This window comes from Streptomyces lasiicapitis (genome assembly GCF_014646335.1).
GTDB classification, from domain to species: domain Bacteria; phylum Actinomycetota; class Actinomycetes; order Streptomycetales; family Streptomycetaceae; genus Streptomyces; species Streptomyces lasiicapitis.
The window spans coordinates 32,456-46,454 of record NZ_BMNG01000014.1 but is presented as its reverse complement, the minus strand read 5'-3'; the positions used below and the strand labels follow the sequence as shown (position 1 = coordinate 46,454).

Annotated in this window: 12 protein-coding genes; 8 read left to right on the top strand and 4 right to left on the bottom strand. The window is 72.7% G+C overall.

What is annotated here, in order from left to right; translation table 11 throughout:
- From IEY91_RS29020 to IEY91_RS29000, 5 genes are read left to right on the top strand one after another with little or no spacing between them, the layout of a single operon-like run.
- Entirely contained in the window at positions 1 to 828 is an 828-nt protein-coding gene (locus IEY91_RS29020) for a hypothetical protein (protein ID WP_189176273.1), read from the top strand.
- Entirely contained in the window at positions 815 to 3,226 is a 2,412-nt protein-coding gene (locus IEY91_RS29015) for a hypothetical protein (RefSeq protein WP_189176272.1), read from the top strand. The genes IEY91_RS29020 and IEY91_RS29015 overlap by 14 nt, the downstream gene beginning before the upstream one ends.
- A gap of 54 nt (positions 3,227 to 3,280) precedes the next feature.
- Positions 3,281 to 4,144, top strand: coding sequence for a peptidoglycan-binding protein (locus tag IEY91_RS29010; protein WP_164322011.1), 864 nt, complete (start codon positions 3,281 to 3,283; stop codon positions 4,142 to 4,144).
- An 11-nt stretch (positions 4,145 to 4,155) separates the two neighbouring features.
- Complete coding sequence (locus tag IEY91_RS29005; protein ID WP_229697293.1) at positions 4,156 to 4,416, top strand: hypothetical protein; 261 nt, start codon at positions 4,156 to 4,158, stop codon at positions 4,414 to 4,416.
- Positions 4,403 to 4,657, top strand: coding sequence for a hypothetical protein (locus IEY91_RS29000; RefSeq protein WP_164322013.1), 255 nt, complete (start codon positions 4,403 to 4,405; stop codon positions 4,655 to 4,657). The genes IEY91_RS29005 and IEY91_RS29000 overlap by 14 nt, the downstream gene beginning before the upstream one ends.
- Positions 4,658 to 4,695: 38 nt before the next feature.
- Here the strand turns inward: IEY91_RS29000 and IEY91_RS28995 are convergent, their stop codons facing one another.
- Entirely contained in the window at positions 4,696 to 6,135 is a 1,440-nt protein-coding gene (locus IEY91_RS28995) for an MFS transporter (protein ID WP_189176271.1), read from the bottom strand.
- A 151-nt stretch (positions 6,136 to 6,286) separates the two neighbouring features.
- On the opposite strand from IEY91_RS28995, the gene IEY91_RS28990 reads away from it, so the two are divergent.
- Entirely contained in the window at positions 6,287 to 7,156 is an 870-nt protein-coding gene (locus IEY91_RS28990) for a helix-turn-helix transcriptional regulator (RefSeq protein ID WP_189176270.1), read from the top strand.
- Between the two features lie 22 nt (positions 7,157 to 7,178).
- Here the strand turns inward: IEY91_RS28990 and IEY91_RS28985 are convergent, their stop codons facing one another.
- Positions 7,179 to 8,744 carry an alpha/beta hydrolase gene (locus IEY91_RS28985; RefSeq protein ID WP_229697292.1) on the bottom strand — a complete coding sequence of 522 codons (1,566 nt, stop codon included), beginning with the start codon at positions 8,742 to 8,744 and terminating at the stop codon, positions 7,179 to 7,181.
- Between the two features lie 286 nt (positions 8,745 to 9,030).
- Here IEY91_RS28985 and IEY91_RS28980 point away from each other — a divergent pair, with 286 nt between their 5' ends.
- Positions 9,031 to 10,425: a 3-oxoacyl-ACP reductase gene (locus IEY91_RS28980; RefSeq protein ID WP_189176268.1), complete on the top strand. Its 1,395-nt coding sequence runs from the start codon at positions 9,031 to 9,033 to the stop codon at positions 10,423 to 10,425.
- 55 nt (positions 10,426 to 10,480) lie between these two features.
- The gene (locus IEY91_RS28975) at positions 10,481 to 11,392 is read left to right on the top strand and encodes a MaoC family dehydratase (RefSeq protein ID WP_189176267.1); all 912 of its coding nucleotides are present in this window, start codon (positions 10,481 to 10,483) and stop codon (positions 11,390 to 11,392) included.
- Here the strand turns inward: IEY91_RS28975 and IEY91_RS28970 are convergent.
- Both IEY91_RS28970 and IEY91_RS28965 read right to left on the bottom strand, forming a co-directional pair.
- Positions 11,378 to 11,995 carry a TetR/AcrR family transcriptional regulator gene (locus IEY91_RS28970; protein ID WP_189176386.1) on the bottom strand — a complete coding sequence of 206 codons (618 nt, stop codon included), beginning with the start codon at positions 11,993 to 11,995 and terminating at the stop codon, positions 11,378 to 11,380. The genes IEY91_RS28975 and IEY91_RS28970 overlap by 15 nt on opposite strands.
- Positions 11,996 to 12,379: 384 nt before the next feature.
- Positions 12,380 to 13,705, bottom strand: coding sequence for a dicarboxylate/amino acid:cation symporter (locus IEY91_RS28965; protein WP_189176266.1), 1,326 nt, complete (start codon positions 13,703 to 13,705; stop codon positions 12,380 to 12,382).
- Positions 13,706 to 13,999: the final 294 nt, after the last annotated feature.

Sequence of the window (13,999 nt, the reverse complement as noted above, 5' to 3'; positions counted from 1 at the left end):
ATGGCCAGGAATCTGTGGATCGGCACCCCGGGTCTGCTCCGGGAGATCCCCCAGGCCGCCAAGAGCTGGGACCGCAGCGCCGAGCTGAACGTCAGCGAGTTCAGGGCACTCGAGGGCCAGGTCACGACCTTCGCGCCGTTTCACACCACGCGCAGGCTGAAGTTCTCCTTCGAGGGCCTGGAGCCCGCCGACGCACAGCACTTGGCGCGGCTCGCGCGCCGCGCCCCCGACGGCAGGACCGGCCGGGCGGCGGGCCCCGTGGCCGTGCTCGACCCGGTCGCCGTCAACCTGCTCGGCCCCGCACAGGCCGCCGGGCAGAGCGGCCGCGAGGACGGCCTGGACCACTGGTTCGCGGTGAGCGGCAAGCCGACCTTCAAGCGGTTCGTCCGCGAGGGCTGGGCGGTGGGCGGAACGGTGCCCTCGGTCGTCGGCTGGGTGCACGGCACCTGGCCCGGCTGGCCGGTGGCCCCCGGCATGCACGTGTCCTGGCTGCTGCCGCCGGGCTGGGGCACGGACGCCGTCGCGCGCCTGGCCTGGAAGGACGCCGACGGGAAGGCCTTGCAGGAGACGAGCGGCACCAACGTCTCGGTCACCGGCACCGCTCCCGCGGACGCGGCCTTCGTCACCCCGCAGGGCTCCCTGAACAGCGCAGGCATCATCCCGCTGGGCGGCGCCTGCCTGTCCGTCGGCGAGGCCGCCCAGGCCTTCGCCGTCGGCGACGGCTGCCCGGCGATGTCCGTCACCGGCTACTCCGACGTGCCGGCCGCCCGCCTTCCGTACCGCAACATCGGCATCGACCTCGTGGAGGTGACCCGTGCAACCCTCTGACCCGGCCCTCGACGCGGCGCTCGCGGCCCCCGAGCGCCAACCGGCCCACTCCACCCGCCTCGGCGGGCGCGAGGTGGGGCCGGACGTGCAGGCCTGGACGGTCGAGCGGGCGTACGCCACCGACCTGCCGGAGGCCGTGCGGGCGTTCTCCGGGAGCGCGTCCGCGCAGCTGGAGCTCCAGCTCGGCGGGCACGACGGGGTGCCCGCGCCGCAGCTGTACTCGGCCTGGGCGGGCCGTGCCACCGGTGACATCGCCCGGCCCGGCCAGTCCGTCGTCCACGCCGTGGGAGCGGCGGGCCACACCCTGCCCGCCTTCCGCGGCACCGTCCGCTCCCGCTCGGCCGCGTCCGGCGGCGACACCGTCACCGTGCAGGCGCTGGACGGCGCGGAGCGGCTGCGCGGTCCCGCCGCGCTGCCCCGCCCGTACCACGGCTATCTCTGGGGCAAGCCCGTCGCCACCGCCACCTGGTGCGTCGACGAACTCCTGCGCCAGGGCGGCATTCACAGCTGCCCGCCGCCGCGCGCCCCCGTCGCGGATGACGACGACAAGGCCCCCTTGTCGATCATCTATGCCTCGTTGCACGGCGGCTTCAACTCCACGTACGGCCAGCCCGAGGCCCTGCCCGAGCCCACCACGTACACCTGGGAGCGCGAGGGCGCGCCGTTCGAGATGGCGCTGATGCCGAACGGGCCGGGGCTCAGGACATCGTGGATGCCGCGCTCGCGGATGGTCATGCCGGGCAGCGTGTTCCTGATGGAGTGCTGGGTCAACACGGCCCTGGCCCGGGGAGACAAGATCACCCTGTCGGCGCTGTTCGACCGCAGCGCGGGGAAGTTCGGGGTGATCTCCGTCGTGTTCGACGCCAAGACGTCGTACGTGACCATGCGGTCGGAAACGCTGGGCGGCACGCCGGAGAGCCAGTCCTTCAACCCGACGAAGTTCGGGGCGCTGAAGGGCCGTTGGCATCTGGGACTCCTTGTCCAGACGAAGCCCACCAGTCCGCGCCCCACGATGCAGATACGTATGACCGCGCCGGACGGTGAGTACATCGAGAGCCGCGAGTTCGAGTTCACGGAGGCGGCCGGGGCTCAGCAGCTGTCCGAGTTGCGGCAGATCGACGTGACGACCGACATGGCTGTCGAGTGCGTCCAGGTCACCGACCGCGTGGCGGCGAAGGCGAGCGCCTTCACCCAGGCGGCGTGGGAGCAGCGCGGCGAGTGGGTCAAGGGCGCGGAGCTGGACACGCCCGAACTGGCGCTGTTCGACGTGCCGAAGGTCTCGGGGTCGCAGTGGGACGTCATCTCGGAGATCGCCCGCGTGAGCATGTCGACGGCGGAGTTCGACGAACGCGGGATCTTCCGGTGGCGCGGCCCCGGCCGGTTCACGAAGGCGCCGACGAAGCCCCATCTGACGGTGACCACCCGCAGGGACATCGCCGCGCTCACGGTCACCGAGGAGATCGACGCCTGCCGCAACTACTGCGTGCAGCCCTACGAGGACTGGAAGCAGTTCGAGTACAAGAACGGCGATCCCGTCCTTGACACCTCCGTGCGCAAGCTGATGCCCGGGGTCCCCGTCGAGGTCAGCTACGCGATGCTCGAGGAGGAGAACGACATCGGCCCGCTGGTGGTCGTGGACGACGCCGACCCGAAGGCGGGGCACGTGGTCCGGATCGGCGACGCCGAGGACGGCGGGCGCTCGGTCAAGGGCAAGGTCACGGTCAGCAGTTGGCGTGAGGGTCCGTCGTACGTCGTCCGGTTCACCAACCGCGGTACGACACCGCTGTGGACCGTCACCAAGGACGGCAAGCCTTCCGTGTCCATCGTTCCGATCCAGCGGGCGGTCGACCCCAAGAAGCGCAAGTGGGCCCGCTGGAGCACACCGAGCCACGGTCACTACGGCAAACAGCAGTACCTCGCCCCGGAGTCCTCGTGGGTGCAGAGCGCCGTCATCGCGCGGGCTCTCGCCTCGACCGTGCTGGACGCCGGGCGCTATCCGGTGCCCGTGCTCGACGCGGTGGAGGTCCTGCACGATCCGCGGATCCAGCTCGGTGACGTCGTCCGCGTCGTCGACAGGGCGGGCGCCGAACTGAACACGCTGGCCTGGGTCGTGGGACTGCGCACCACGTGCGCGGCCGGGGGCGTCCCGCAGCAGACCCTCACCCTGCGCGGCACGTCCTACAACGGCGTCCCCGTCGACGCCGGTCTCACCCCGGACGGGCCGGTCGACACCGGCGCGCCCCCGGGCTCGGCCGCCCCGCGCGCCGTCCGGGCGCTCACGTCCGCCGCGACCGAGCCTCGCCCCGTCACCCCCGTACCGATCGACGACCCGGACGCGCGCGCCGGGGACGACGGCATGGACCTGGATCACCTGCTGCCGCCGCCCTGGGAGCAGTGATCACGCACCACGCCGCGCGGCCACCCACACCGACGTGAGCCAAGGAGGCACCCCATGGCCACCCCTCTCACCCCCACCACCCTCCTCGCCGCCCTCCACCGGGAAGGCACCACCACTCAGCAGCACCCCAACTGGCGCACCCACAACCGCAACCACAAAGGCCCCTGGGGCCCCGTCCACGGCGTGATGCTGCACCACACCGCCGGGTCCAACAGCCTCTCCGCCTGCCGCCACGGCCTGCCCGACCTGCCGGGGCCGCTCTGCCTCGGCCTGGTCACCAAGGACGGCACCGTCCACCTCCTCGGCCACGGCCGGACGAACCACGCGGGGAACGGCTCGGCCGCAGCGCTCGCCGCCGTGCGGGCCGAGCAGGCACCGCCCGTCCGGCCCGGGCCGGACGCAGTCGACGGCAACGCGCGCTTCTACGGCTTCGAGATCGAGAACCTGGGCAACGGCCGTGATCCGTACCCCGCCGCGCAACTCGACGCCGTGGAGCGGCTCGCGGCGGCGATATGCCGGGCGCACGGGTGGTCCGAGGCCAGTGTGATCGGCCACAAGGAGTGGACCCGGCGCAAGATCGACCCGTCGTTCTCGATGGCGGCGATGCGGGCGCGCGTCGGGCGCCGCCTCGGGACGCGCCCTCCGGGGCGGCCGGACGAGCCGGGTTCCGCCCACGCCCCGTTCCCCGGCGCCGCCTTCTTCGTCCCCGGCCGCCGCAGCGCGCTGTGCACGGCCGTGGGGCGGCGCCTCGTCGCCGAGGGCTGCGGGCGGTACGCCGTGGGGCCGGGGCCCGAGTGGAGCGAGGCCGACGTGCGGTCGTACGCCGCCTGGCAGCGCAAGCTCGGTTACGCGGGCGGCGACGCCGACGGCACACCCGGGCGCGCCAGCTGGGACCGGCTGCGCGTGCCGCGCACGTGAGGGGGGCCGCCATGTCCGACGCCGGCCGTCGCGCCCTTCGCACCCTGGTGCAGACCCTGTTCGCCCTGGCCGCCGCGGTGCCACTGCTCGCGGACGATCCGGCGGTACGCGAACTGCCGGGCGTCGCCCTCGCGGTGGCCGTCGCCGGGGCACTGAGCCGGCTGATGTCCGCCCCCGCCGTCGAACGGCTGCTCCCGGCCTGGCTGCGGGGCGCGGACGGGGGCCGGGGCCGGTCGGGGCCGAGTGCGGAGGTCACGCATGACCAACCCTGACACCGACGGCATCGCCCTGGAGCTGGAGCGGCTGCACCGCTCCGTCGACGTGGGATTCGCCACCACCCGGGGCGACTTGGCGCTCCTGCTCCAGCGCGTCGACCAGACCGACAAGGCCCTGGGCGAGCACGAGGAGCGCCTCGACGCCCTGGAACGCACCCGCTGGCCACTGCCGTCCCTCGCGGCCGTGACGTCGTGCACGGCACTGGCCGTGACGTTGTGGCAGGGGTCGGGGCGGTGAGGGGCAGGCGCCGCCCCACCCCAGGGGCGGCGCCGCCCTCAGCGCCCCGCACCCCCCGCCAACAGCCGCCACGACAGCCCCGCCGTCCCCGCAAGGAGTACGCCCACCACCACGAGCCCCGCCCGCATCCCCGTCACCGCGAACCCCTCGCCGGAGGCGATCAGCGCACCGAACACCGCCACCGACAGCGCCCCGCCCGTCTGGCGGAGGGAGTTGAGGAGGCCGGAGGCCGTGCCCGCGCGGTGGGCGGGGACCGCGTCGATGAGGAGGGCGGTGAGGGCGGGGACGGCGAGGGCGCCGCCGATTCCGGTCGGGACGAGGAGGACGAGGATCAGCCAGACCGGCGTCCCCGCGCCGAGCGGGAGGAGCGCGAACATGGCGCCGGACAGGATCAGTTGACCCGTGACGATGACCGCGCGGCGCCCGACGCGGTCGGCGAGCGGCGCCGAGACCAGGTTCGTGGACGTGATGAGCGCGGCCAGCGGCACGAACATCAGACCCGTCGCGATGCCCGACATGCCGAGGAGTTGCTGGCAGTACAGGCCGAGCAGGAACACCACTCCGTAGAACCCCGCGTTCACCGCGAAGCCGACCGCCAGCGACACCCCGACCTCACGCCGCCGCAGCAACGAGAGCGGCACCATCGGCGCGGGATGCCGGCGTTCGGCGGCACGGAAGCCCACGGCCGCCGCCACCGCCACGCCCGCCGCGGCCAGGACCCCCGGGTCGGTCCAGCCCGCGTGGCCGCCCTCGATGACCGCGTACGCGAGTCCGGCGAGGGCGAGTACGGCGGTGAGCTGGCCGGGTAGGTCGAGCGGGGACGGGCGGCGCGGGGACGGCGCGACCCGGGCGAGGAGCAGCAGGATCAGGGCGCCGACCGGCAGGTTCAGGAGGAACACCGCGCGCCAGCCCACCGTCTCCGACAGCACCCCGCCGAGCACCGGGCCCGCGGCCATCGCGACCGAGCCGCCCACCGTCCACAGCGCGATGGCGCGGGCGCGGCGCCGCGCGTCGTCGTACGCCTGGCGGATCAGCGCGAGCGAGGCGGGCATCACGACCGCGGCGGCCGCGCCCTGTGCCACCCGGGCCGCGATCAGCGTCCCGATGTCCGGCGCGAGCGCGCACGCCAGGGAGGCGAGCGCGAAAAGGCCGGTGCCCCAGGCGTACGCGCGCCGCGCGCCCGCCCGGTCCGCAAGGGCACCCGCCGAGATCATCAGCGCGGCGAACATCAGCGTGTACGCGTCCACGACCCACTGCAGGCCCGTCATGCCGCCGTGCAGGTCGGCGCGGATGCCGGGCAGGGCTATGTTCACGGCCGACACGTCGACGGTGATGACGGTGAAGCCGAGGAGGGCGGCGACGAGGGCGACGGAGGCGCGGGCGGGGCGGGTCCGCTCCCCGGCGGGCAGCTCGGTCGCGACGGCCGCGGGCTCCGTCGGCGGGGCGGTCCGCTGTACGCGCGAGACGGTGGACGGCATGCGGAACTCCTGGGTACGAGAGCGGTGCGGGGGTGCGTGGCCGGGTGGGCCGTACCCAGGTTCCGCCGCCCGTGCCCGCCCCGGCAGACCGCAGCGTTCCTGGCCCTGACACGGCCCCCCACTTTTCCGCCGTCTCACGGACACTGGACCCATGACGCACGGCACTCCCCCGGAGAGAAACGGCACCGAGCTGGGCCGCTACCTGCGCGCCCGCCGCGCCCAGGTCAGCCCCGCCGACGCGGGCCTCCCCGCGGGCACGGGCCTGCGCCGCACCCCCGGCCTGCGCCGCGAGGAGCTGGCGACGCTCGCCGGGGTCAGCGTCGACTACTACACGCGCCTGGAGCGCGGCCGCGAGACCAACCCCTCACCGGCCGTCGTCGACGCCCTCGCCAGGGCCCTGCACCTGAGCGGCGACGCCCACGAGCGGCTGCACGACCTCGCCGAGCTGGCGTCGGGCCGGCTCACCGAGCCGCACCCCACCACGGAGTTCGCGGTGCGCGACTCGGTGGTGCGGATGCTGGAGGCGCTGCGCCCGCTGCCCGCGTACGTGGTCAGCCCGCACAGCTACATGCTGGCCGCGAACACCCCGGGCCGGCGCCTCCTTCCCGGCCTGTGGGACTGGCCCGCCGAGCAGCGCAACGTGACCCGCTACCTGTTCCTGCACCCCGTCGGCCGCGAGCTCTACGTGCCGTGGGAGGACACGGTCGCGCAGTCCGTGGCACACCTGCGGGCTGTCGGCGGCCGCGACCCGGACTCGCCCCAACTGGCCTCCCTCGTCGGCGAACTGTGCCTGAAGTCGCCGGAGTTCGTACGCATGTGGAACCAGTACGAGGTGCGCGAGCGCGGCGGCGGCATCAAGCGGTTCGCGCACCCCAAGGCGGGCCCGATGACGCTGACGTACGAGGTGATGAGGCTGGCGCGAACGGGCGGGCAGCGCCTGGTCACGTACCAGGCGGAGCCGGGCAGCGCGGACGAGGCGGCGATGCTGAGCCTGGACACGGCGGCACGGTCGACGCCGTAGCCACCCGGCCGAGCCGTCGTCGTCACTCCGCCGCGCACGAACTCCCGTTCTTCGGCATCTCCTTGTACAGCAGGAACGCGTCCACCTTGTCCTTCACGCACTTCGACCCGAAGTACCCGGTGTGCCCGTCGCCCTTGTTGTCGAGGACGACGGCGGAGGAGCCGAGCCGTTCGGCGGTCTCCACCGTCCAGCGGTACGGCGTGGCGGGGTCGCCGCGCGTGCCGACGAGCAGGAACTTCGGGGTGTCGACGTCACGTACGTCGTCCCGGATGTAGTCCGTGCCCGCGGGCCGCCCGAAGCACAGCAGCACGGGGAACAGCATCGACCTGCCGAAGACGGGCGAGGCCTCCTCGAACTCCGTCTCGAGGCGGCTGATTTCCTTCTCGACGCGCTTCGCGCCCGGCCGGTCCGGGTCGTCGGCGCAGTTCACGGCCATGAGCGCGGCGGAGGAATTGTCCTCGGGAACCTCCGTACGACCGCCTGCGGCCACGCGCGCCCGCCCCGGCGCGTCACCCATCGCGCCGCCCATCCGCAGCAGCGCCCGCGGGTCGCCGTCCGCGAGCAGCGCGCCGAGCGCCTGCGAGAGGGCGGGCCACGCCTGCCTGCTGTAGAGCGCGGTGCCGAGCACGCTCACCACGTCCTGGCCGGTGAACTCCTGCCCGTCCATGGACTTGAGCGGGTACGCGTCCAGGTCGTCGATGAGCTTGACCATGGCGTGCCGGGCGTTCCGTGAGTCCTCGCCGAAGACGCAGCCAGCGTTCTTGGTGCACCACAGCAGGAAGTTGTCGAGGGCGGTCTGCCGTCCCTCCGCGCCGACGAGGCCCTGCTCCTCCACGTTCTCCGTCAGGGTGTCCACGCCGTCGAGCACGACCCGGCCGACCTTCTTCGGGAACTGCGCCGTGTACACCGCGCCGAGCCGCGTCCCGTAAGAGAATCCCAGGTAGTTGAGCTTCTTGTCGCCGAGCGCCTGGCGCATCACGTCCAGGTCCCTGGATACGTTGACGGTGCCTATGTAGGGCAGCACGGGACCGGATTCCTTCTTGCACTTGGCGGCCGTCTCGCGCAGTTGGCGCAGCACGGCCGCGGCGTCGTCCGCGGCGGCCTCCGGGTCCTCCTCCGGCTCCCCGCCGCAGCTCACCGGCTCGCTGAGGCCCACGCCGCGCGGGTCGAAGCCGACGACGTCGTAGCCCTTGCCGACGTATCCGAAGTCCTTCTTGGCGCCCGCGAGCCCGGCGACGCCCGCTCCGCCGGGACCGCCGAAGTTCACCAGGAGCGACCCGCGCTTGTCGCCGCTCGCCTTGATCTTCATCATCGCCAGGCCGAGGGTGCCGCGGCCGGGCTTCGCGTAGTCGAGGGGGACGGTGACCTTGCCGCAGCTCACGTCCTTGTCCTTGGTGATGTTCTCGGGCAGGTTCTGCACGTCGGGCTTGCAGGCGGCCCACTTGATCTTCTGCGTGTAGAAGCGCCTGAGATCCGCCTTCGCGGGCCCCGACGGATCCGCCGGGGCCGCCTGGTCCGCCGCCACGGGCAGGCCCGCGAGGGCCAGGGCCAGGACTGCGGCGGCGGTGAGCGCGGGTGTGCTGCGCACAGCGACCTCCAAGAGGTGCGGTTCCCCTCCGGTCACCCTAGGCGGCCGGAAGCCACCTCGCCCGTTCAGCTCAGTCACTCTCCGTGACGGGCCCGGCCCGGCGCCCGCTCCGTCGAACGCGCCGGTACGAGCGCTCTCACCCCTCGATCCTTCTCCGGCCGCCCCCTCGACCGGCCGACTGACTCCCAAGTAACCTTACTGGGAAGTAAATTCAGGACTCGGGAGCTCAGGCATTCCGGAGCTCAGGCATTCAGGACCGAGCACGACCTAGCCAGGAGCTTCACCCATGGCCGACCGCTACGTCACGTTCACCCGCACCGCCCCCGGCCGGTTCCTCACCCGCAGACTCGGCCTGCCCCAGCCCGTCCCCCTGCACCGCTGGTCACCGCGCCGCCCGCGCCTCGGCGGGCCGCTGCTGCTCCTCACCGCGGGCGACATCCCGCTCGCCGGCCTGCACGAGGCCCTGACCCGTACGGGCCTTCCCCCGCACGCCGGACCGCTGGGCAGCCGCCGTCCCGCCGCTGTCGTCCTGGACGCGACCGGCGTCTCGACGGTTGCCGCGCTCGCCGACGTGCACACCACGCTGCACCCCGTCGTACGTTCCATAGCCCCGAGCGGGCGCGTGGTCGTCCTGGGCGCGCCGCTCTCCCCCGACGACCATCACCAGGCCGCGGCCCAGCAGGCACTGGAGGGCTTCGTCCGCTCGCTCGGCAAGGAGATAGGCCGGGGCAGGACGGTCCAGCTCGTCCGTACGCCGTCCGCGCCCGCCGCCGAGGCGACGCTGCGGTTCCTGCTCTCGCCCAAGTCTGCGTACGTCAGCGGGCAGGTCATCGAGGCCGCGGACGAGGTGGCGGCGGAGGCGGAGGCCTGGGCCGACGCGGACTTCGAGGCAGCCGTGGTGGCCGACGCGGGCGCGGGCCCCGGCTCCGAGCCCGTGATCGAACTGCCGCACCCGGCACGGCTGTTGGCGGGCCGTACCGCTCTCGTCACCGGTGCCGCGCGCGGGATCGGGGCCGCCGTGGCGGAGGTCCTTGCCCGGGACGGGGCGCGGGTCGTGGTGCTCGACGTGCCGTCGGCCGAGGAGGAGCTGGTCCGGGTCGCCGAGCGCGTCGGCGGCACCGCGCTGCCCCTCGACATCACCGCGAACGACGCGGGCGAGCGGATCGCCGCCGCGCTGCCGGGCGACCTCGGCATCCTCGTGCACAACGCGGGCATCACCCGTGACCGCAGGCTCGCCAACATGGCTGCGGACAGGTGGAGTTCGGTCGTCGACGTCAACCTCGCGAGCGTCCTTCGCACCACGGACTTCCTGCTCAAGTCCGGGACGGTGCGCCGGGGCGGGCGGATCGTGGCCACGGCATCCATCTCGGGTCTCGCCGGTAACGCCGGGCAGACCAACTACGCGGCCAGCAAGGCCGGTGTCGTCGGCTTCGTACGGTGCCTCGCGCCCCGCGCTCTCGCGGAGTACGGGGTGACGGTGAACGCGGTCGCCCCCGGGTTCATCGAGTCCCGCATGACCGCGGCGGTGCCGCTGCTCCTCCGGGAGGCGGGGCGGCGCATGAACTCCCTTGGCCAGGGCGGGCTTCCCGTGGACGTCGCGGAGACGGTGGCATGGCTGGCCACGGGGGCCGTCAACGGGCAGACGATCCGTGTGTGCGGGCAGAGCCTTCTGGGCGCGTAGGCCCTTTCCTCGCCCCCGTCCCGCGACCGGCGCCCCGCTGCCAGAAAGGTCCCCCATGACCTCCCTCGCGCTCACCCTCCTCCGGGGAGCGGCCCTCTCCCCCTTCAAGCGACGGCCGCCCCGCCCGAGCGCCACCCCGCCTTCCGGCGCCCGTACCGCCCGCGTACGGGTCGACATCCAGCAACTCATCGCCTACGAGCGGCTCTGCGGGTTCGCCCCCGAGCACGAGGGCATCAGGGGCGACGCCCCGCTCCCCCTCCCCTACCCCCACGTCCTCGCGTTCCCGCTCACCATGCGGCTGATGGCGGCCCGCGACTTCCCGCTCCCGCTGCTCGGGCTCGTGCACACGTCCGTCGAGATCGTCCAGCAGCGCGCCCTGCTGCCCGACGAGGAGCTCGAAGTCACCACGTACACCGAGAAGTTGACACCGCACCGGCGTGGCACCGAGGTCACGGTCGTCACCCTCGTGGCCGTCGGCGGCACGCCGGTGTGGGAGTCCCGCAGCACGTATCTGTCCCGCCATCGCAGAGCCACCGGCGCCACTAGCGCTCCCGTTCCCCCGGCGGAGCCCGACCCCCTTCCCGCCCTCGCCGACTGGCGGCTCCCGACGGACCTGGGGCGCCGCTACGCCGCCGTGTCCGGCGACCGCAACCCCATCCATCTGTATCCGTTCACGGCCCGCCTCTTCGGCTTCCCGCGCGCCATCGCGCACGGCATGTGGACGCTGGCGCGCTGCGTCGCCGAGCACCGACGCGAGGCCGGGGCGGGGGCCGGGACCGGGGCCGATTCGAGCGGCAGCCCCACCCCCCAGTACGTCTCCGCCCACTTCAGAAGCATCGTTCTCCTGCCCGGCGTGGTGACGTACGCCGCCGACAGCGAGGCCTTCGAGCTGCGCGGGCCTTCGGGCCGGGTGCATCTGACGGCTACGACGAAGGCCCCGGAGCCGGACCGGCTACCGGGGCGGTAGCCACCGCCGCCCCTCCATCAGGTTGCCGAGCCCCGCCCAGGCGAAGTTCATCAGCGTCGCGGCGGACTGGTTGGCGGAGACGGACGGTTCCGTGATGGACCAGCCGGCCAGCGACTCGGCCGCGCCGACCAGCGCGTGGGCGAGGCCCGCGACCTCGCGGTCGGGCAGCGACGGGTCGTGGTGGGCCTCGCGGGCGGCCTCCGCGATGAGCGTCGTCACGAAGGCGACGATCTCCTCGCGCAACACGTTGACCTCGGCGGCGAACGGCTCGCCGACCGTGCGGGCCTGGCTGTGCAGGACGGCCCAGGCGTCGGGGTGCTCGGCGGTGTGCGTGAAGAACGCCCGCAGCCCGTCCCAGAGTTGGCGGTCGGCGGGCTCGCCGGGGGTGACGCCGTCGCGCACGGCGTCGGTGAGCGCGGCGGCCTCGCGGCGGATGCAGGCGGTGAAGAGGTCTTCCTTGGAGTTCAGGTAGAGGTAGACGAGCGGCTTGGAGACTCCGGCGAGCTCGGCGATCTCGTCCATGGACGCGGCCCGGTAGCCGCGCTGGCCGAAGGTGTGCACCGCCGCGTCGAGCATCTGCCGCTCCCGCACGGCCCGGGGCATCCGCTTCTGCCGCACGGCCTTGGCGGACTTCGCAGCAGGCGCCGCCTTGGCCGACTTCGCAGCGGGCGCAGCCTTCGCGGCTCTGGCCGCCTTCGCCGACTTCGCAGCGGGCACAGCCTTCGCCGCTGTCGCAGCCTTCACGGCACTCACGGCCTTCACATCCGCCACCCCGGCCCCCGCCTTCCGCACCAACCGTCCACCGATCAGCGTACGGCGGCCCTCGCCCCACCCGTAGGTCGCCCGGACATCATCCGGAGATCAACCACCGCTCATCCCCCCGCAAGGTCCCCCCAACGACCGCGCCCCGCACCGGAATCCCGGTACGGGGCACGATCTCAGCCGAAGGCTGAAGGACGACGGCCGCGCGGACGAGCGGCCGCATGCTCACGCCGTGGCGGGCAGCGGCTCCTCCAGCGGCGACGCCGAGGCACTGTCGTACGCCTCCCGGTCGAGGATCTTCTCGCGGGCCGCGACCACGACCGGCACCAGCGCCTGGCCTGCGACGTTCGTGGCCGTGCGCATCATGTCCAGGACCGGGTCGATGGCCAGGAGCAGGCCGACGCCCTCCATGGGCAGGCCCAGGGTGGAGAGGGTCAGGGTCAGCATGACCGTGGCGCCCGTCAGACCGGCCGTCGCGGCGGAGCCGACCACCGACACGAACGCGATGAGCAGGTACTCCTTGATGCCCATGTTCACGTCGAAGATCTGCGCGACGAAGATCGCGGCGATCGCCGGGTAGATCGCGGCGCAGCCGTCCATCTTGGTGGTGGCGCCGAAGGGCACCGCGAAGGACGTGTACTCCTTCGGTACGCCGAGACGCTCGGTGACCCGCTGGGTGACCGGCATGGTGCCGACGGAGGAGCGGGAGACGAAGGCGAGCTGGATCGCGGGCCAGGCACCCTTGAAGAACTGCAGCGGGTTGACCTTGGCGACGAACGCGAGCAGCAGCGGGTAGACGCCGAACATCACCAGGGCGCAGCCGATGTAGATGTCCGCGGTGAACGTGGCGTACTTGCTGATGAGGTTCCAGCCGTAGTCCGCGATGGCGAAGCCGATGAGGCCGATGGTGCCGATCGGGGAGAGCTTGATGACCCACCACAGGGCCTTCTGGAGCAGCGCGAGGACGGACTCGCTGAGGTCCAGGATCGGCTTGGCCTTCTCGTCGCCGATCTTGAGGATGGCGATGCCCGCGACGGCGGCCATGAAGACGATCTGCAGGACGTTCAGCTCGGTGAAGGGCGTGATGACGTCGGTCGGGATGATCCCGGTGAGGAAGTCGATCCAGGAGCCCTCGTGCTCGGGCTTGGCGCCGTCCTTCGGGGTCAGGCCTGTGCCGGCGCCCGGGTTGGTGACCAGGCCGATGACGAGGCCGATGGCGACCGCGATCAGCGAGGTGATCATGAACCAGAGCAGCGTGCGGGTCGCGAGCCGGGCGGCGTTGTTGACCTTACGCAGGTTGGTGATCGAGATCAGGATGGCGAAGAACACCAGCGGGGCGACGGCCAGCTTCAGCAGGCCGATGAAGGTGTCACCGACCTTCGAGAGGGTGGTGACCAGCCAGCTGATGTCCTGGCTGCGGGCCAGCCAGCCGAGCAGGACACCGAGGACCAGACCGCCGAGGATCTGGGCCCAGAAGGGGATCTTGAGGAACTTGGGTATCCGGAACCCGGACTTGGGCTCCTCGGCGGGGGACGCGGAATTCGCGGACACGGACACACTCCGGGTAAAGACGGGGGACGTGAGGAGCGGCGACCGCGAAGGGTCACGGGCGCCGCTGCAGTGCAGATGTCGAAGTCGTTCAGATGACGCGACAGGCCGCGGACATGCAGCGGCAGAGATCGACGTGCAGCCGCGCCACGAGCGGGACGCTCATGGGCATGCGGTGGATGGCTGCTGTCTTCATGTCGAACACGTTAACACTTGAACTTTGAGTTCATCAAAGGACTTGTTTGAGGTAGGAGGAGCCCTCAGGGTCTCAGGAACGGCGAAACCCCGGTAGCGGAG